Below are 18,783 nucleotides of genomic sequence, written 5' to 3' on the forward strand. Positions count from 1 at the left end.
CATGCACATACTTCTCAGCCACCGTCAGCCAACCCGCTTTATCCTGGTTCTGTGTCTCCTGATCTGCCTGCTGCAGTTTGCACCAGCCAATGCAGAAACCGATGATTCATCGCTCTTTATGGAGGCATTCACCTCCTTTCAGGGTAAGGATTACCTGCACAGCATTGAAAAGCTCAACCATATGGGACAGCTTTTCCCTGATTCTCCCCTGCGGGACGTCTCGTTGCTGATGCTGGCCAGGGCGCAGCACCGCTCTGGTGATAACGACACCGCTGCACAAACCATCAACCAGTTCAGCAAAGAATTTGGTAATGGCCCCCTTGCCGATTCCATTGAGGCAGACCTTGCAGCGTTGGCTAAACGCCGCCAGGCTGGCGAAAAACTGGCACCCAACAAACATCTCCGTGCAGCAGCCCAAAAGGTTCGTAACGAGCATCTGGCTCTGGAGCGTGCTGCAGCCCTGAAGGCAGAACAGGAACGCCTGGCCCAGGAACGGGCTGATCGGGAGCGGATTGCACGGGAGCGGGCCGAAGCTGATCGTAAAGAGCGTGAACGGCTGGCTGCCCTCAAGGCTGCCAAGGATGCGGTCAGGTTTGAGATTGAGACACCGGTTGTAGCAGCTCAGGAAGTTGGCTCTGCTGCCAGCGTATTGTTCCAGCTGGTTAACCATGGCAAGGATGCTGAAGAGTTTAGCCTTGAGGCCATGCTGCCATCGGGCGTGGAAGGGATGATTACCCAGGCTGCTGACCGTACCCAACCGGTGCAGAAGATCACCCTGCAGCCCCGTCAACATGCAGAGCTGATGATCGCCTTCAAGATGCCTGCTGATCGTGTTGATGGCTCACGGATTACCGCCACCGCCAAAGCCACCTCAACTAAATTTAATGACATCAGCAAGTCAAAAGAGCTGACTATCACCGCTGCTGCACCGCTGTTACGTGCCGTATCCCGCCTGCAGCAGGCCGCTGTAGCAGGAGAGGCTGGCAGCTACAAGATCACCCTGCTTAACGTCGGGTCAAAGGCGGCAAAAGAAATTGATCTGCGGATCACCCTGCCCCAGCAGTTGAAGTTGACTGATGCCGGTGGCAATGGCTGCTGGATTGAAAACGAGCAGTTGGCTGCCTGCCGGATCGACGCCGTAGCGTCAGGCAACCTGGTTGAACGGAGCCTGAAGGTTAGCGTCAGGACTGATGCAGCAGGCAAGACTGCCAAAGGCGCTGTAGAGGTACTGCAGACCGCACTGCAGGTAAAAGAGAGTTTCAACGGAGCTGCGTTTACGGTAAAAGCAAAACAGCCTTAGTTCTTCACCGCACAATTTGCATAACAAAAGGCCCCTGACCAGTCATGATCAGGGGCCTTTCTTGTAACCATAAAACGGCAGTTACTCACGCAAAGCCGCAACGCTCGCAACGAAAACAAAACAGTTACAGAAGCATTCAGTTTCACCTGTTTGGTGAGAGGTTACGTTTATACAAGCTGTTGTTTTATGCGTAGCGTCGTTGCGCCGTTGCGTGAACTGCTTGTTATAGGCTTAAAACAGCAGTTACTCCGCGTGAAACTATTTTTGCCAGCTTCAGATACTGTTGATCAACACCAGATTATCCCGGTGTACCACATCATCACCGTAGCGATAGCCCAGCAACTGCTCAATCTCAGCAGATTTATGGCCTGCTATCAGTTGAATCTCACTATTGGAATAATCAGACAAGCCCCGCGCAATCTCAACGCCGTCCGGGCCGCAGATCCGCACACACCTGCCCCGCTCAAAACGGCCTTCCACACCGGTGATGCCGGAGGGCAGCAGGCTGGTTCCCTTGGCAACCAACGCCTTCTGCGCCCCTGCATCCACCAGTATTTTGCCTGCCGGACGCAGGGTGTAGGCGATCCAGTGTTTACGACGGTTCAGGCCGTCCCTGGCCGGTAAGAACAGGGTACCAATCTCCTGACCGCTGACCGCAGCAGTGATCACCCCCGGTTGTTTGCCCGGCGCCAGGATGGTGGGCACCCCGAAACGGGCCGCCTTTTTGGCTGCCGTCACCTTGGTGGCCATACCGCCGGTGCCGACGTTTGAGCTGCTGCCACCGGCCATCCGTTCAATCTCGCGGGTAATGCTGCGCACCAGCGGGATCAGCTGTGCATCAGGATCACTGCTTGGATTGGCACTGTAGAGTCCTTCAATATCAGTCAGGATCAACAGCAGATCAGCCTCGGCCAGACTGGTCACCAGGGCAGAGAGGTTATCATTGTCGCCAAACTTGATCTCAGCCACGGCAACGGAATCGTTCTCATTGATCACCGGCAGGGCACCGGCAGTCAGCAGCGACTCAAGGGTGGTACGGGCATTCAGGAAACGGTTCCGGTTGGCCAGATCTTCGGCAGTCAGCAGGATCTGGGCAGTCACCAATCCATGGCGGGTACAGGCCTGTTGGTAGGCCTGCATCAGAAGCGGTTGCCCCACTGCAGCAGCAGCCTGTTTCTGCGGTATGGTCAGGGTCGTATCAGCGGAACGCAAGGCATCCCGACCGGCAGCCACGGCACCGGAGGAGACCAGAATCACCTCGATCCCCTGTTTGCGCAGACCGGCCATCTCGTCACACAACCGGGTAATGGCGTCATGATCAAGCCCGCCACCCTCAACAGTCAGCACCCGGCTGCCCACCTTGATCACTACCCTGCGGACCTGTTGCAACAGCTCCCTACGCATCACCACTCCTCCTTGGGAGCAGACCAGAGCCGTTCAGCAATGGCATCCAACAGCGCCTCCACGCCCTCACCGGTAATGGATGATATCGGATAGACCGGGATCTTGCGCTCCTGAAACCAGGCCTGTGCCTCGGCCAGATGTTCCTGTGCCGCAGGCAGATCCATCTTGGTCAGGGCCACAATCTGCCCCTTTTTGTCCAACTCTTCGCTGAACATGGCAAGTTCACGATTGATCGCCTCAAAGGCTGCATAGGGATCACTGTCCGGCAGGCCGGAGATATCCACCAGATGCACCAGAATACCGGAGCGCTCCAGGTGTTTCAGGAAGCGGTGTCCCAGACCAGCCCCTTCATGGGCCCCCTCAATAATACCGGGGATATCAGCCATCACAAAGGAACGGAAATTCTTGTAGCCCACCACCCCCAACGAAGGGGCCAGGGTGGTAAAGGGATAATCGGCAATCTTGGGACGGGCCGCCGAGACCTTGGTGATCAGCGATGACTTACCGGCATTGGGCAACCCCAGCAGGCCAACATCCGCCATCAACTTCAGTTCCAGCCGCAGCTTGCGCTCCTCCCCCTCTTCACCCGGCTGGGCAAACTTGGGGGCCTTGTTGGTGGCAGTGGCAAAACGGGCATTGCCCTGGCCACCCCGTCCACCTTTCAGCAGGATAATCCGCTGACCATCCTCGGTCAGGTCCGCCAGCACCTCACCGGTCTCGAAATCCTTGATCAGCGTTCCCACCGGCACCTTAACGACCAGATCTTCACCGGCTGCACCATGGCGATCCTTACCCATGCCGTGCCTGCCCCGATCTGCCTTCTGGTGCTGCTTATGCCGCAGCTCAAGCAGGGTTGAAAGTGTCTTGGTGGCCTCAAAGATCAGATCGCCACCCCGGCCGCCGTCACCACCGTTAGGACCGCCAAAGGGGATAAACTTCTCCCGCCGGAACGCAACACAGCCTGCCCCGCCATGGCCCGAGGAACACAACAGGGTTACCTCATCAATAAACTTCATGCCTGCTCCCCTTCCAGCCAGGTTGCAATCTCCTGTAACCTGGTCTGCCAGCCATCACTCAGACGTTGCTGCAGAAACTGCAGCAGCAGGCTGTCAAACATCTGCAGCCCTGCCTCCAGCAGATACATCCGCTCGTAAAAGGCAGATTCACGCTCAGACAGATCCTCCACCCCTTCACGCTCCACCTTCACCGGCGGACACTTGAAGGAGCTGAAGGTAAACAGCTCGGCATTCAGGGCAAAGCGCCACTCCAGCTCATCCTTTTCAAGGTGGATCACCGCACTGCTGATCGCCTTGCCGGTGGTAAGCGCGGAACGGGCCTCCAGATACTTGTCCTGTGAACCGGACACCGCCACCTTCTGCGGCCCGCCTTCACCGCCCCCCTGCAGCTGGATCTTGTCATCAATCCAGGCAGAAAACGGGGTACCGATATCAAACTGTCCCTTGGTGCAGACCTTGAAGCCTTCACCCTCCAGACCGCCATGCAACAGCCAGAGCAGGAACTCCTCACCCAGCCAGCAGTTACTCTGAATCTCATCCAGGGCAGCATCGGAACCAGCCTGATTCAGGGCAGCCAATTTTTCCTGATCAGCCTCATCCAGCAACGCCTTGGCCCGTGCATAGGGGTAGATCACCTGCACCCGCAGGTTCTCAAAGCTCTTGCCAAACAGCTCTTCAAACCGCTCCATCACCTTGCCTGATGATGAAAACAGGGTCAGCAGGCCGTTATCCATATGCCAGGAAAGGTCCACGGTAGAGGGGGCTGGCAGGGCGCGAGTTAAAAGCATCAGCTTGGTTCGATCAGCAATCTCCTCCCGCTCACGCTTGGGAGGGCGCTTCAGCTCAGGGCGCTTGGTAAGATAGTCACGTTCTTCCCGTCCGATGTGGGCCTTGAGCAGGGCTGAGGGAATCCGGCGCTGGTCACGGCGGTAGCTGAAGAACAGGTAGCGATCACGCCAGAATTCACCCGGCGCCACAAAGGCAGGGTCATCGGTGGCATCGGTACAGGTCCAGCCTTCGGTCTGTTCTTCAGCAGACTGCTCAATGGATTTAAAGATCCGTCCCTGCAGCGCAGCGGACAGCCATTCAAACCGCTCCTGCTGCTGGGGTAGTTCTCCGTTCACGCGATACTGGGCAAAACTGACGGTATTTGAATAGACTCCCATGGTAGTAAATCTGTTCCTTTCAGGTAGCAGCGGGTACTGCTTCAGCATATCCGGCCAAGAGACACTGGCCGTTTTTTTCGGGTCGATATCTATAGCATAATTTGCAGCAGATTGGTATGGCCCAGTATCTTCTGGAGGTATACAGCAGTGGGGACGGGACCGCAGCGCATTGATACTTAAAAAACGATTGCAGCGATTGATAAATACAGATGCTGCGCTATACTCTGGCAAATGAGGCTGCGGGGTGCCCGCAAAGCGGCAGCGCTGGTGGATGAGTACGCGGGAAACCGTAGATTAACGGGTTAGATGAATAAAAGAAATCAATGCCGCCCTAGTTGAAATACCGTGACGCAGAAAGCAGCTACGAACATTCCTCCAACGAAGGAGAAAGTAATCCATTCACCAAATCCCATAGCATTCACCACCTTTCACAAAAGGAGTATTTATGGCTGATCCAACTACTGTTCCCGCATGGGTTCCAATTGTTAGTGCTGTTGCCGGAGGTTTAGTAGTTGGTGCTTTTGGCGCAATCAACAATTTCATAAGCAAAAAAACCGAAGAAAAGAAATTAGAATCAGAAGAACGAAGACACCTCAAAGAGCAAGTTGTCAAAGCAGCCATTGAATACTGGTACAAGCACCATGAGCTCGTGAAGTCAGCAAACGGAAGACTTCCACAAATTACACCGCTGGATACATATCTTGTCCATATCGCAGCAGTTATGGCAGAGATCATGGACACAAAACTAACCCCCGAAAATGTACCTGCCATGCTTGAACGAGCGCACCAAATTAGTAAGGCAGCATACGATCAAGCTGGGAATAGAGCATCTAACCAGGAAGATACACCGGCCTAAAACCCTGCCGGTGATCTCACGGCCCGTTAATAGGATTGAAGTTAAATGAACCTAGATCGTCCCAAGAAGGTAACCTTTGCTGTAATTATGTTGTATGTTTCCCTTGCTGCAGGGATGCTCAGGGGTGCATTTATAGGATTTGGTTTGCCAAAAAACGGATCAGTAGTGATGGCATGGGTTTTATTTTTCGCGGCCGCGTATTTTTCCTGGCTAATCATTTTCAAAATACAAAAGGGGAAAAATTGGGCAAGAATTGTATGCTTAGTGATCTTCTCTGCTAAATTACCGTTTTTTAGGCCAACCTTTCTGAGTTCATTCAATACACAGCCCATAGCCACTACTATCGTCATAGTTCAGGTGGTAATGCAAATTGTTGCACTTGTCTTTCTCTATCAAAGAAAATCTACAGAATGGTATAGGAAAGTGAAACTCTATGCCCACCCAGATCACTAGACCTGACCCCAAACCCGTCAGGTCAGTTCCCAAACCGTTAGAAACTTATATTTACAGCAAAATGGAATACTAATAGGAGTGGCAACTCAATGGCAAATGATGATGCTAAAAATTTAGACCTGCTGGCTATGTTCCACTACATATTAGGCGGAATCACCGCATTGTTTTCATGTTTTCCGTTCATACATGTATTCATGGGTATTGCGGTGCTTACCGGAAAATTTGCCGAAACAACAAGCAAATCATCAGGTCCTCCTGAAGCAATGTTTGGATGGCTGTTCATTATTATGGGTGGCATGTTTATTTTGGTAGGTTGGAGTATAGCTGTATGCATGATTATCGCAGGCAAAAAGCTAAAAGCCAGAAAAAGCAAAACGTTTTGCATGGTGGTTGCTGGAATTGAATGTATGTTCATGCCGTTTGGTACAGTGCTTGGAGTATTAACCCTGATTGCCTTAAACAAAGATTCCGTTAAAGAGCTTTTCAACGAGTAGGCTAAAATTTCAATGTATTGCTGTCTCTAACGGTTCAATCAACTCGGACTGGCTTACTGTGAGCTGAATTTCACCAATGCCTCAACCGTCAGTTGGTCGTTTAGTCAGGCAGCACCACTCCGGCATCGCCAGTCGGTTATCTCATGAACGTTAAGCCATATGGAGCCCAACAGATGATCAACAAGTTCATTTTGATTAGCGTTAGTTTACTTTTAGGCATCGCGTCTATAGCAGGGACATTTTACGTCAGAGAAAATGTTATCAAGGCGTACAAGATTCCTTCAAAAAGTATGGAACCGACACTGCTTGTTGGTGATCATATCCTCGTTGACCGGAGCCAGCCAGCGCGTACCCCCAAACGTGGAGACATCATAGTTTTCAAATATCCTGAATCCCCGTCGAAAGAATTTGTAATGCGTGTTGTTGCGTTAAGCGGTGATACGGTTGAAATTAAAGACAAAACCTTCTACTTAAATGGCAAAATACTGCCAGAATCTTATGCTGTTCATCAAGAAGAGACTCTATTCCCGCCAGACCAAAACCCAAGAGACAACCTTGCACCCATTAAAATTCCAAATGATTCATATTTTGTGTTGGGGGACAATCGAGACAGAAGCTATGACAGCCGTTTTTGGGGCACCGTTTCCAAGGACAAGCTAAGTGGAACGGTAAAATCAATCTATTGGTCGTGGGACAGTGCCAATGGAGCAGTACGTTGGGACAGATTTGGCAAGACGGTTCAGTAACCGCCTAATGGCTCAACTAACCTGAACAGGCACAGCGCCGGTGCCTCAGCCGGTTAGCCATGACCCAAGTTTATATACAAAAAAGATGCGATATTTCAATTTTGCCGGAGGTTTATACAATGCGTCGTTTTGAATTCAGTGATGACAAATCAAACAAATTTTGGGAGATCGAGCAGGAAGGCGACAACCTGAATATTCGCTGGGGCAAGATCGGCACCAATGGCCAGAGCCAGACCAAGGGGTTTGATGATGCTGCCAAAGCGGCAATTGCCATGACCAAACTTGTCAGTGAGAAAACCGGCAAGGGTTACAAAGAGGTGGGCGTTGCGGCAGATGCAGCAATTGGCGCCTCAGCTGAAAAACCGGTAAAACAAGACGCCAAACAGGCAAAGGTGGTGGTTGCCGTATCTGAAACTATTCCGGCGGAACAGCCGCTGACTGAAGCAGTGTCGGTTGAAAGCCAGGACGCCCAGGCCGATCGCGCGTTTAACGCCATGATTGAAATCCTTGCAGGGGATTGCAGCCAGATCAAGGAGTGCCTGACCGCACCGCGTCTGAAGCGTGATTATGGCATCAGTGAACCGGCAGCCAAACAGGTTTTGCAGAGACTTTGCACCGCCGGTCTGGTCTGGGGATATGGCGGTTCATACAATGTGAACCAGCATGGCCAGTCACTGGCAGCCAGGATTGCCGGTATGAGCAGCGCCAGCCCCGCAACAGCTGAGGAAAATCAACCCACAACAGCCAATCTGCCGCCCTGGCTGGCCAATGGCACACCGTTGCGCATACTGCCGGAACTGCTCTGCAATACGATTCCAACCCGCCGCTTTCCGTGCAAGCCAGTAGAAGGGGATGCGCAGAAAATCTGGTTCAAGCTGCGCAATGACCTGGAGCAAAATGTCACCTTCGACATAAATGGCAGCTCTGCTGATCTGCAACCGGCTGTGGCGGAAATGGAAGAACGGGTAAAGGGGCGTAAAACCGATGGCAGCCTACAGGCAGATTCGATCCTCTTGGCCAGCATGAAAGACAACTATCGAGACGAAGATTCAGTCAAATGCAGCGTCATCAATTTTCTGGCAGCAAAAGGCGGGGTGTCATACCTGATTGATGTCTATCTGGAGGCGCAGCAGATTGCAACGGAAACAGAATACAAAGGGTCGGGCAGGAATTGCCAAAGCGTGAAAACGTTTTCCCGCAATGTCGGCAGTATCAGCACGTACAGCTATTATTCTCCCTTGACCATGGGAGATCACCTGATCCGGGCCTATCTCTCATCAGCCCCGGAAGACGTCTACAGGGAATGCCTGGACAAGGCGTTCAAGGTGCTGCCCGGTTTGCATACCTATCGTCAGGCTTTGGTGGCCCTGTTGTTTCCGAGTGAACCGAAACTGGCTGAGCAGGTCGCACTGGAATATAACGGTGCTCCCCCCGTTCCATCGGTAATCCACTGGTTGCTGTTGATTGTCCGTTCCGAAAAGGCTGTTGCCGTTGCCCGCAAGGCGCGCCCGGAAGCCTGGCTATGGGATGACAACTCCGTGGTGGCCACGCTGTTGCAGGAACGCGGGATTGAGGCGTTGGAGATCCTGATTCCAGGGGCCACCCATGATGCTGCCGGTCAGGCGCTCTCCTGCATCGGCCTGCCGGAATCCCTGGAAGCGCTGGCCCGGGCCGCAAGCAGCTCCAAACCGGCCCTGGCACGCTTTGCCCAGGCGGTGGAGCGCTGGCCGCACGCCGCCATGACCGCCATGGCAAAGGTTGTTAGTGGCGGTGGCAAGGATGCCGGGCTGATTACGCCCAATCTCCTCTCTTTGCTGAAAGCATACCCGGATATGCCGCAACAGCTGGCGCCTTGGCTGGATTCGTCCTCGATCAACGTCATTACCAGGCTTCAGGAACAGATCAGTGGACCAAAAGAGGTGGCTGATTTCAGTGAACTGCCGGAACTGCTGATCACCCCGCCCTGGCTGAAAAAGCGCAAGGCTGCACTGAAACCACTGGCACTTGAGCTACTCCCGCTGGCAGCGGTGGAGTACTGGGACGAAGGAGAGAAGGAACTTGCTCAGCGCGAAGACAACAAATGGGTACAGCAAAGGATTGAAGAGTGTCGGGATGATCTGGGCAAGATCCTGAAAGAAATCGGCTTGAAAGATCATAACAAATCAATGGTTTCAGTCATGAAAGCGGCCAAGGATAATGACGGCAAGGCGCTGGCAAAGATCTGGATCGACAATCACAATGAAAACAAGGCAACACATCGCTATTACTACAGCAGCCTGAATGGGCTGTTTGTAACTTTGCTCCCCAGAAAACTGGCGATTGAATTCTGGAACAGCATCATTCCGGAGGCTCTAAAAATGGGAATCAGTGTATATTCCAGCGACTATGTCAATGCGAGCTATGGCCTGGAGACGCTATCTAGCCTGAAGGCGCTGGCCACCAGTCGGCCGACGGAATATCTGGCCGAGGCACTGCATTTCGGTGACACAAGTTTTGCCGCCACCGCTGCCAGGGCCTTTGCCAAGCTAAAATCCATGCGCTCCATTGGGCGAGAATGGCTGCTCCGTTTCCCGGAACATGCAATCTGCGGGCTACTGGCGGCATCTGTCGGCAAGGCATGCGAAACACGCGACTGTGCCGCATCATCACTACGTTTGCTGGCCGCCAACGGCCATGCAGGCCTGATCATGGAGAAGGCCGGACTGTACAATCAGCCAGAGGTGTCGGTTGCCGTGGCCGCCATGCTTGATGAAAACCCACTGGATCGTTTCCCATCCAAGATCCCGACTATGCCGCAGTTCTGGCAGGCGGAAAGCTGGAGCAGACCAAGGCTGAAAAACGGCAAGGCGCTGCCGGACAGCGCCCTGCAATATCTGGGCAACATGCTGACCTTTCCCACCACGGAAGAGCTCTATCCCGGCATCAATATTGTCAAAGAGGCCTGTGATGCCCAATCCCTGGCAGACTTCGGCTGGGACTGCTTTGGTTCCTGGCTGAATGCCGGTGCACCGGCCAAGGAAGGGTGGGCGCTGACCATGCTGGGGTATTTGGGAACGGATGATACAGCCCGCAAGCTGACCCCCTATCTGCGGGCCTGGCCGGGTGAATCGGCCCATGCACGTGCTGTAACAGGGTTGGATGTGCTGGCCAATATCGGCAGCGATGTGGCCCTGATGCTGTTGCATGGCATTGCCCAGAAGCTCAAGTTCAAAGGACTTCAGGACAAGGCCCGTGAAAAGATCGATGCTATTGCCGAAGCACGCGGCCTCACCAGTGAAGAGCTGGAGGACCGCCTGGCCCCGGACCTGGGGCTGGATGAATCCGGTTCTCTTGTCCTCGATTTCGGTCCACGTCAGTTCAAGGTCGGTTTTGATGAGGCGCTCAAGCCGTATGTACGCGAATTTGCAGATGGGCGCGACGGTGGACGGCTGGCCGATCTCCCCAAACCGAAAAAAACCGATGATGACGCACTCTCCAAGGAGGCTGTTGAACGGTTCAAGCTGCTCAAAAAGGATGCCCGCACCATTGCCGGCCAGCAGGTTGTCAGGCTGGAAACAGCCATGTGCAGCAGGCGGCGCTGGTCAGAAACGGTCTTCAGGCAGTTCCTGGCCGGGCACCCGCTGGTACGCCACCTGGTCCAGCGCCTGATCTGGGGTGTTTACCAGTGCGAACCGGAGAGCAGCTATGGCGGCAAACTGCTGACCTGCTTCCGGGTCAGCGAGGATGGCAGCTATACCAACAGCGATGACGACGCCATAACACTGCCGGAAGGAGACAATCTGCTGATCGGCCTGCCCCACGCCCTGGAGCTGCCGCAGGAAGATGCGGCCGCCTTCGGGCAGCTGTTTGCTGACTATGAGCTGCTGCAGCCCTTTGCCCAGATCGGCCGCGACACATACACGATCAGCGAGACGGAACTGAGCGGAGAGAAACTGGAACGCTGGAAAGGAACGGTCGTCCCCACCGGGCGCGTGCTTGGTCTGGTTAACAAGGGGTGGCGCAGGGGACATGCTCAGGATGGCGGCAGCATCTGGTATTTCAACAAGCCGCTGACCGGCGACAAGGTTATCGAACTACTGCTTAATCCGGGCATCATCGTCGGCATGGTCGATGAATATCCAGAGCAGACATTACAGGAGATCCAGGTCGGGATTCCGTCTTCATGGGGCGAACTGCAAAAACCGGAAAAACTCGATTTGCTCGACCCAATCTCGGCCAGTGAACTGATCCGCGATATGGAAGCACTGCGGGGATAGATTTTCTAAGTCCGACAGACTCCTGGACCGACGCATTAATCCTCGGCCATGAGCTAACTTATTCTGGTTGCATTTGGCTTACGTTTTTGCAGTCACCATGTTATTTGCCAAGCCCTGTTCAGGTTTGCTGCTGACCTATTTAAAATCAGCACCCAAACGGGTCGAAGTAAGCATCACCTGCTTCGCCCGCATTACCGGAATCACCCGGAAAGGCAGGCGAAGCACGATAAAGTCGTGCTTCGCCCTTACGCCCATCTCAACCAGACATACATTTCAAGAGGTAAAAATGGCCAGAACAACTTATACGCCAGCAGCAGAAAATGATGACTTTCAGCGGCCGCCGGCCGAGATCATGTATGGCGAGGAACTGGAACGGCTGCGTAAGGCGGACCGGGAGGCGACGCCTCCGGGGTGGCAGATCAGCCTCAAGTCGGCCAGAAGCTTCATTATGGGGGATGCGGCGGCCGGAATTACTCAGAAGATCGTAGCACCGGTTTCCAGTATTGAGCGGATGCTGGTGACGCTGGCCACCGGGCGCGGACTGATGCTGGTTGGCGAGCCAGGCACGGCCAAATCCATGCTGTCGGAGCTGCTGTCGGCGGCCGTTTCCGGCACATCCACTCTGACCATTCAGGGGGGCGCCTCCATCACCGAGGACCAGATCAAGTATGGCTGGAACTACGCACTGCTGATCAATGAAGGGCCCACGCCGCGCGCGTTGGTGCCTGCCCCGCTCTATCAGGGGATGCGGGACGGCAAGGTGGTCCGCTTTGAAGAGATCACCCGCTGCCCGCTGGAGGTACAGGACTGCCTGCTGGGGATGCTCTCCGACCGTGTCATGTCGGTACCGGAGCTGCCGGGCAATGACAACATGCTCTATGCCCGGGAGGGGTTCAATATCATCGCTACCGCCAATACCCGCGACCGCGGCGTAAATGAGATGAGCGCCGCCCTCAAGCGTCGTTTTGATTTTGAAACCGTCTTCCCGATCTTTAATTACGCACAGGAGCTGGAGCTGGTCTCCGAGCGTTCCGCCAGACTGCTCAAGCAGAGTGGCATCCCCCATACCCTGCCGGATCACGTGGTGGAGGTGCTGGTAACCACCTTCCGCGATCTGCGCGGAGCCGGTAATGGCGAGCGGGATGGCGACAAGGGCAGTGACCGGCTGAATGCGGTCATGTCCACGGCCGAAGCGGTTAATGTGGCCCATGCCGTTGGTGTGCGGGCCTGGTTTCTGGAACAGCGCGCTGCTGACCCGGCGGATGTTGTCGACTGCATCAGCGGCACGGTCATCAAGGATAATAATGATGACCGGGCCAAATTACGGCGCTATTTTGAGCAGAAGGTGGCCAAAAAGGCTGGCAAGCAGTGGAAGGCTTTTTTTGAGGCACGTCACCGGCTGCCATGAAACCGCATATCCTCGGAGTAAGACATCACAGCCCGGCCTGCGCCCAGCGGGTTGTCTGGCGCATCAATCAGCTGCAGCCTGCCTTTGTGCTGATTGAAGGACCAGCTGATTTCAATGACAAGCTTGATCAGCTTTATCTGCAGCACCAGCTGCCGATTGCCGTCTACAGCTACCTCTCCAGCAGCAAGCAGCATCACGGTTCCTGGTCCCCATTTGCGGAGCATTCGCCCGAATGGCAGGCGCTTGTCCATGGCCGCCGTGTTGGAGCCGTGGTGCGCTTCATTGATCTGCCCGCCTGGCATGACGCCTTTGAATCACTGGAAAACCGTTACGCCGATGCCGTTGATGCCGAGGCCGAAGAGTCGCTGCGCAGTTATGACGCGGCCCTGGAGAAGCGGCTGGCAGTTGAGGGGCATGATGCCCTGTGGGACCACCTGTTCGAAGACCTGTTCAGCAGTGCCGATGACCAGCTGGGGATGGAGCTGCTGGACAGCGCACTTGACACCTATTTTAATAATCTGCGCTCCACGGCTGCCGGTTCACTGGGCAATCAGGCCAGGGAAAAGACCATGGCCAGCTGGATCGCCTGGGCAATAGCCCAGAAGCGTGGCGAGGTGGTGGTGGTCTGTGGCGGCTACCATGCCGCAGCACTGGAGCGCCTCTGGCCGCAGATGCCGACAGGGCTGCCGGATACGCCACTGCCGGAAGTAGACAATGTGGGTGGTGAGCTACGCTACGGTTCTTTTCTGGTCCCCTACACCTTCAAACGTCTGGATTCCTTTACCGGATACGCCTCGGGCATGCCATCGCCTGCCTATTACCAATGGCTCTGGGAGGGGGGAGCGGAGCATGCCGGGCATGAGCTGTTGCGGCAGATCATTGAACGACTCCGCAGCCGCAAGCTGACCGCCTCAACGGCCGATATGATTTTTCTGCACTCACGGGCCAGCGGCTTGTCCCGTCTGCGCGGTCATCGCCAGATACTGCGCATTGACTGGCTGGATGCTATTGCCGGAGCGCTGGTAAAGGATGCCCTTTCCGTTGCGCTCCCCTGGAGTTATCGCGGCCGGCTGCAGCCCGGTACTGATCCGGTACTGGTGGAGTCCATGGATGTGATCGCCGGCAATCTTATCGGCAAACTGGCCCCGGAGACCCCGCAACCGCCACTTGTTCATTCCGTGGCGGCAGAGCTGGAAAAAGCCGCCATTCCCCACATCGGCACCCTCAAACTTGATCTATTCAGCGATGCCGGGCGCGCAAAGAGCAGGCTGCTGCACAAGCTGTCGATTCTGGCCATCCCTGGTTTTACACGCAGCAAAGGGCCAGCAGAAGCCATGGACGGTGAGTCCACAGAAATCTGGCAGATCACTCAGCCGATCACCCGGGCCGCCGCCCTGATCGAGGCGGGGGCCTGGGGGGCAACGGTGGAAACCGCCGCCACCGCCTGCCTGGAATCACTATTGCGGGAAGCGGAAAACGATATCGGCAAACTGGCCTCCATTCTCAACAGGGCCGCTTTTGCAGGTCTCAGGCAGATCAGCTCCGGCTGTATTGCCCAGCTTGCTAACGCAGTGACGGCAACGACACGCTTTGAACCATTGGGTGGGGCGTTGTCCACACTATACAACCTGTTCTGCCATGGCCGGATGCTGGAGATGGATGGCGCCCCAATGCTGGCTGCGGTGGTAGAAGCAGCATTTGACCGGGCCTTGTGGCTGTTCGAACTCCCCGGTGCCATAGCTGTGGCTGAACAGGAAGCGCATATCCATGCCGTCAAGGGGATTAGTCAGATCTGTCTGGATCTGTGGGGCGAGCGGAATGCCGATCCTGACAGTACGTTTCTCTCCGGCATACTGCCGGAGCGGGCCAAGGCCGTATTCAAGCGCAAGTCAACCGCCTGCAATTCTGCCCCGGTCAGTCGTGGTGCCTCGGTTGGCGTACTGTTGGCCCTATCAGTTCAGGATGAAGCGGAACAGGAGCTGCTGGCAGAACAGGCGCTGGAACTGGTCCTCTCACTTCAGCCGCAGGAGATGGGGGACGGCCTGGCCGGCATGATTGCTTTAGGTCGCGAGCAGTTGGCCCACAACCATCATTTCTTGACCGGCCTCAATCAGGCTGTAACAGAGCTTGATGACCACGATTTTGTAGTGGCCCTGCCGGCCATGCGCGGCGCCTTTACCTGGCTACCGCCACAGGAAAGAGGCGCACTGGCGGAGGCGGTCCTGCTGCTACACAATGCCAGCCACCTTTCGGCCCGGCAGCTGACAGCCCCGCTGCTGGAAAACGACCCCATTGCACAGGCCAACGCCGGACTGGCAGAAAAAGAGGTCATCCGCCTGCTGGCGGCATGGGGAATTGTGGTTGACGACAACCGGGGTACGGCATGAATCTACAGATTAGCGAACCATTACAGAGGTGGCGACTGCTGCTGGGAGAGTCCGCCGAAGCGGCCCTTTCCGGGCACGGCGGCGGACTGGATGCGGCTGCAGCCGGTGCCGATGCGGCCCTGGAGTGGCTTTACGGCAGAGATCCTGGCCGGGCTGAGCGTGGAGAACGCAAGGCCGGACTGGACGGATCACAGTTGACCACCCCGGACTGGATCAACTCCCTTCACAAACTGTTTCCCAAAGAGGTGATCGAACGGCTGGAACAGGATGCCGTTGAGCGATTCGGCATTGACGAGGTGGTCACCAACCTGGAGGTGCTTGAACGGCTGGAGCCCTCGGAATCACTATTGCGAGCGGTGCTACACACCAAGCATCTGATGAATCCGGATGTACTCTTCGCCGCCCGCCGCCTGGTGGCCGAGGTTGTGCGCCGGATTATGGAAAAGCTGCAGAGCGAGGTAAAGCAGGCATTCAACGGCACCCGTGATCGCCGTCGCCGGTCTAATATGCGGATAGCCCGCAATTTCGATTTCAAGAGAACACTGTCGGAAAACCTGCACCGCTGGCATCCGGAAAAGAAAAACCTTTATCTGGAAAAACCGGTTTTTATCAGCCGTACCCGCTGCCAGGTGGAGCGTTGGGACATCATCCTGCTGATCGACCAGAGCGGTTCCATGGTTGATTCAGTTATCCATAGCGCAGTCATGGCGGCCTGCCTCTGGAATCTGCCCGGCATGAATACCAGGCTGGTAGCCTTTGATACGTCCATTGTTGATCTGACCGCAGATGTGACTGATCCGGTGGAACTGCTGATGAAGGTGCAGTTGGGGGGCGGAACCAATATTGCCAAGGCGGTGGCCTATGCCCAGCAGCTCGTCTCCAACCCGTCAAAAAGCATTGTTGTGCTGGTATCGGATTTCTACGAAGGGGGAAGCAGCACAGAACTGGTGCGACGGGTCAAGACCATGGTGGAGAACGGTGTGAAGTTTCTAGGACTGGCGGCGCTGGATGAATCGGCCACACCGGTTTATGACCGGGAGATGGCCTCCCGTCTGGTCAATGTTGGTGCAATGGTCGGCGCCATGACACCGGGGCAGCTGGCAGCTTGGCTGGCGGAAAAGGTGCGGGGATGAGATACGGACGCACGGATCTGCTGGAGTTGTCAACTGAGGCACTGATCGCACTCTCCAACGTCGGCTTTGTCAAAAAGGGGATCAAGGATCTGGAGGCCGGTCTGCTGCCCCGTCTGGAAGAGGATCAGGACGGAAACCTGCATGGCTATTACGATGACAGCAGCCACGTCACTCTTCCGCCGGGGAGGACATTGCGCGAGGCCCAATGCAGCTGCCCGGCCAGTGGCATCTGCCGCCACCGCGTCACCCTGATACTGGCCTATCAGGCCGCTGCCGCAGCAAGGGAGAATAGCGCTGAAAATAATAGCGATCAACCCGCCGAGGCCGAAGAACCCGGCTGGAATCCGGGCCGGTTTGACGATGGCATGCTGCTGGAGGTGTTGACCAAATCACGTCTGCAGCAGGCGCAGAAACTGGCGGCAGCAGGGATGGTGGCAACGGTCCAGGGGGGGCATGACGTTCCGACGGTCCGCTTTGCCATGTGCACGGTCCGTTTTTTCTCGCGATCATCGCTGGCTCACGCCCGCTGCGACTGCAAGGAAGGCAGCGGCTGCTGCCATGTGGCCCTGGCTGTCTGGGCCTTTCGTCAGGCGGCACAGGAACATCCGGATCAGGCAGAGGCGGTGATTGAACTTAGGCTGCCTGAAGGAGTTGACGGTGCAGACCGGGCAGACCGGGCAGGCCGTGCCGGATTGCTGGCAGGGGATGGGGCGGCCGCGACGCTGATGGACGAGATTGAAAACTGGCTGAACAGGATCTGGAGCGGCGGTGCCGCCCAGCCGCTTTCTGCAACCGAGGCGCAGGTCCGGCTAATCCTGGCACAGTGTGACCAGTTGGGATGGCGCTGGGTCGGGGAAGGGGTCAGGGAAATCCGGGATATGATCATCTGGCTTCATGGCCGTTCCAGCAGGTTTGACCAACAACGTCTGCTCCGCTCCGTTGCCGCTCTCCCTGCCAGACTGCAGGCCGCCGGCTTCATGGAGGCGTCATCGTCGCCACGGCTGCCGGCCCGGCAGATTCTGGGGATCGGTGAAAAGGGTGAGATGGCGCTCGACCATCTGAACCTGACCTCTCTTGGCCTGGAAATCTGGGGCGATGACACCGGTCAGGGGGCTGATCTGGTCTTCATGGATCATGACACCCAGACCCTGATGCTGCTGGAGCGTTACTGGCCGCAGCAGGAGGGGCAGACAAAACCGCTCTCTTGGCAGGATCTGATGGGCAAGCGGGTCTCGGGCAAGCCACTGCGTCAGATGGCCAACGGCCAGATCATTACCAAAACCGCCACCAGACGAGCCAACGGCAGTGTGGATATCAGCAGCACCAACCGCCTGACCAACGTTTTCCCGCTCTCGCCCAAGTCTTGGGACAACATCAAAGAGCCGGTGCGCCAGCATGGCCCTTGCGCCCTTGCCCGACACTTGCAACAACAGCTGCCGGCGTTTGTACGGCCGGTGCAGAATCTGGGGCATTTCCATGTCGTCAGCCTTGAGGCCGCGCAAGTGGCTGATTACGGCTGGGATGCAGCTCTACAGAAGCTCCACGCCGTTATTATTTCCGGCAGTGCGGAGGATGCTCCGCTGCAGCTGTCACTCCCCAACAACCCGCTGGCTCCCCATGCCATTGATGCCGCCCTGCAGATTTTGTCCGGCGAACTGGGGCCGATCGCTGACGTTGCCGGTATGGCCTGGCTTGAAAACGGTCAGCCATTTCTGCATCCGCTGGCAATCCTGACCAGGGATCGGTCCGTGGTGCTGCAGGCAGCAGATGCTCCCACCACCACCGCACCCCATGGCAGGCAGCTGGGCGACAGCACCCCGCTTGGCGATGCCGTCCACTCTGCTCGTGAAATACTGGCCCATTGGCTCAGACGCGGGGTCAAACAGATGGGAAAAGGCGAGTATGACAAGGCGCTTGAACTGGAAAAGGTACTCGCCGGCTGCGGCCTGCGAAGCACAGCCGCAGCCTTTGCCGGTCTGCACAAAACCCTTACTGCGGCGGATTTTCAGCAGCTCTCCCGCCAGCTCTCTACAATCATTCTGCTGCTGGATCAAGTCACGCAAAAAGGGATAGGAGAGATAGGGATAAGAATTTAAAAGAAGACCTGATTAGCGTCAATCTTCCGCTTTACCCTTCTCTCTTGGTGGAAAAGGTGCAAACAATA

General features: G+C 55.9%; 13 protein-coding genes. 9 read left to right on the top strand and 4 right to left on the bottom strand.

The window, feature by feature from the left end; translation table 11 throughout:
* Nucleotide 1: 1 nt before the first annotated feature.
* Complete coding sequence (locus tag B5D39_RS04595) at nucleotides 2–1,300, top strand: outer membrane protein assembly factor BamD (RefSeq protein WP_078789224.1); 1,299 nt, start codon at nucleotides 2–4, stop codon at nucleotides 1,298–1,300.
* Between the two features lie 273 nt (nucleotides 1,301–1,573).
* On the opposite strand, the gene proB is transcribed toward B5D39_RS04595, so the two are convergent.
* From proB to rdgC, 3 genes are read right to left on the bottom strand one after another with little or no spacing between them, the layout of a single operon-like run.
* Nucleotides 1,574–2,704: a glutamate 5-kinase gene (proB, locus tag B5D39_RS04600; RefSeq protein WP_078789225.1), complete on the bottom strand. Its 1,131-nt coding sequence runs from the start codon at nucleotides 2,702–2,704 to the stop codon at nucleotides 1,574–1,576.
* Entirely contained in the window at nucleotides 2,704–3,720 is a 1,017-nt protein-coding gene (obgE, locus tag B5D39_RS04605; RefSeq protein ID WP_078789226.1) for a GTPase ObgE, read from the bottom strand. Before obgE ends, proB begins: the two co-directional genes overlap by 1 nt.
* Complete coding sequence (gene rdgC, locus B5D39_RS04610; protein ID WP_078789227.1) at nucleotides 3,717–4,886, bottom strand: recombination-associated protein RdgC; 1,170 nt, start codon at nucleotides 4,884–4,886, stop codon at nucleotides 3,717–3,719. The genes obgE and rdgC overlap by 4 nt, the downstream gene beginning before the upstream one ends.
* Nucleotides 4,887–5,331: 445 nt before the next feature.
* Between rdgC and B5D39_RS04615 the strand changes: the two genes are divergently transcribed.
* Complete coding sequence (locus tag B5D39_RS04615; protein ID WP_078789228.1) at nucleotides 5,332–5,742, top strand: hypothetical protein; 411 nt, start codon at nucleotides 5,332–5,334, stop codon at nucleotides 5,740–5,742.
* 41 nt (nucleotides 5,743–5,783) lie between these two features.
* Here the strand turns inward: B5D39_RS04615 and B5D39_RS17205 are convergent, their stop codons facing one another.
* On the bottom strand, nucleotides 5,784–6,092 hold the full coding sequence (locus B5D39_RS17205) for a hypothetical protein (RefSeq protein WP_208610549.1): 309 nt from the start codon (nucleotides 6,090–6,092) through the stop codon (nucleotides 5,784–5,786).
* 192 nt (nucleotides 6,093–6,284) lie between these two features.
* Between B5D39_RS17205 and B5D39_RS04625 the strand changes: the two genes are divergently transcribed.
* The 7 genes from B5D39_RS04625 to B5D39_RS04655 all read left to right on the top strand — a co-directional run bounded on the left by B5D39_RS04625 (nucleotide 6,285) and on the right by B5D39_RS04655 (nucleotide 18,715).
* Nucleotides 6,285–6,689, top strand: a complete 405-nt coding sequence (locus tag B5D39_RS04625) for a hypothetical protein (RefSeq protein ID WP_078789230.1) — start codon at nucleotides 6,285–6,287, stop codon at nucleotides 6,687–6,689.
* A 173-nt stretch (nucleotides 6,690–6,862) separates the two neighbouring features.
* A complete protein-coding gene (gene lepB / locus B5D39_RS04630) occupies nucleotides 6,863–7,435 on the top strand; it encodes a signal peptidase I (protein ID WP_078789231.1) in 573 nt (190 codons plus the stop codon).
* A 119-nt stretch (nucleotides 7,436–7,554) separates the two neighbouring features.
* Nucleotides 7,555–11,691 (top strand): WGR and DUF4132 domain-containing protein, encoded by a 4,137-nt coding sequence (locus tag B5D39_RS04635; protein WP_078789232.1) that lies wholly within the window; start codon nucleotides 7,555–7,557, stop codon nucleotides 11,689–11,691.
* 286 nt (nucleotides 11,692–11,977) lie between these two features.
* On the top strand, nucleotides 11,978–13,099 hold the full coding sequence (locus B5D39_RS04640) for an ATP-binding protein (protein ID WP_078789318.1): 1,122 nt from the start codon (nucleotides 11,978–11,980) through the stop codon (nucleotides 13,097–13,099).
* Nucleotides 13,096–15,486 carry a DUF5682 family protein gene (locus tag B5D39_RS04645; RefSeq protein ID WP_078789233.1) on the top strand — a complete coding sequence of 797 codons (2,391 nt, stop codon included), beginning with the start codon at nucleotides 13,096–13,098 and terminating at the stop codon, nucleotides 15,484–15,486. The genes B5D39_RS04640 and B5D39_RS04645 overlap by 4 nt, the downstream gene beginning before the upstream one ends.
* Entirely contained in the window at nucleotides 15,483–16,619 is a 1,137-nt protein-coding gene (locus tag B5D39_RS04650; protein WP_078789234.1) for a vWA domain-containing protein, read from the top strand. The genes B5D39_RS04645 and B5D39_RS04650 overlap by 4 nt, the downstream gene beginning before the upstream one ends.
* Nucleotides 16,616–18,715 (top strand): SWIM zinc finger family protein, encoded by a 2,100-nt coding sequence (locus B5D39_RS04655; RefSeq protein ID WP_078789235.1) that lies wholly within the window; start codon nucleotides 16,616–16,618, stop codon nucleotides 18,713–18,715. Before B5D39_RS04650 ends, B5D39_RS04655 begins: the two co-directional genes overlap by 4 nt.
* Nucleotides 18,716–18,783: the final 68 nt, after the last annotated feature.

Origin of the sequence: Trichlorobacter thiogenes (assembly GCF_900167465.1) — a bacterium.
GTDB lineage: Bacteria > Desulfobacterota > Desulfuromonadia > Geobacterales > Pseudopelobacteraceae > Trichlorobacter > Trichlorobacter thiogenes.

What these genes read in the sequence shown, in the direction of transcription:
- B5D39_RS04640 (WP_078789318.1), top strand. Translation starts at nt 11,978, where the DNA reads ATGGCCAGAACAACTTATACGCCAGCAGCAGAAAATGATGACTTTCAG.
- B5D39_RS17205 (WP_208610549.1), bottom strand. Translation starts at nt 6,092, where the DNA reads ATGACGATAGTAGTGGCTATGGGCTGTGTATTGAATGAACTCAGAAAG.
- B5D39_RS04615 (WP_078789228.1), top strand. Translation starts at nt 5,332, where the DNA reads ATGGCTGATCCAACTACTGTTCCCGCATGGGTTCCAATTGTTAGTGCT.
- rdgC (WP_078789227.1), bottom strand. Translation starts at nt 4,886, where the DNA reads ATGGGAGTCTATTCAAATACCGTCAGTTTTGCCCAGTATCGCGTGAAC.
- B5D39_RS04655 (WP_078789235.1), top strand. Translation starts at nt 16,616, where the DNA reads ATGAGATACGGACGCACGGATCTGCTGGAGTTGTCAACTGAGGCACTG.
- obgE (WP_078789226.1), bottom strand. Translation starts at nt 3,720, where the DNA reads ATGAAGTTTATTGATGAGGTAACCCTGTTGTGTTCCTCGGGCCATGGC.
- B5D39_RS04645 (WP_078789233.1), top strand. Translation starts at nt 13,096, where the DNA reads ATGAAACCGCATATCCTCGGAGTAAGACATCACAGCCCGGCCTGCGCC.
- proB (WP_078789225.1), bottom strand. Translation starts at nt 2,704, where the DNA reads ATGCGTAGGGAGCTGTTGCAACAGGTCCGCAGGGTAGTGATCAAGGTG.
- B5D39_RS04635 (WP_078789232.1), top strand. Translation starts at nt 7,555, where the DNA reads ATGCGTCGTTTTGAATTCAGTGATGACAAATCAAACAAATTTTGGGAG.
- B5D39_RS04595 (WP_078789224.1), top strand. Translation starts at nt 2, where the DNA reads ATGCACATACTTCTCAGCCACCGTCAGCCAACCCGCTTTATCCTGGTT.
- B5D39_RS04650 (WP_078789234.1), top strand. Translation starts at nt 15,483, where the DNA reads ATGAATCTACAGATTAGCGAACCATTACAGAGGTGGCGACTGCTGCTG.
- B5D39_RS04625 (WP_078789230.1), top strand. Translation starts at nt 6,285, where the DNA reads ATGGCAAATGATGATGCTAAAAATTTAGACCTGCTGGCTATGTTCCAC.
- lepB (WP_078789231.1), top strand. Translation starts at nt 6,863, where the DNA reads ATGATCAACAAGTTCATTTTGATTAGCGTTAGTTTACTTTTAGGCATC.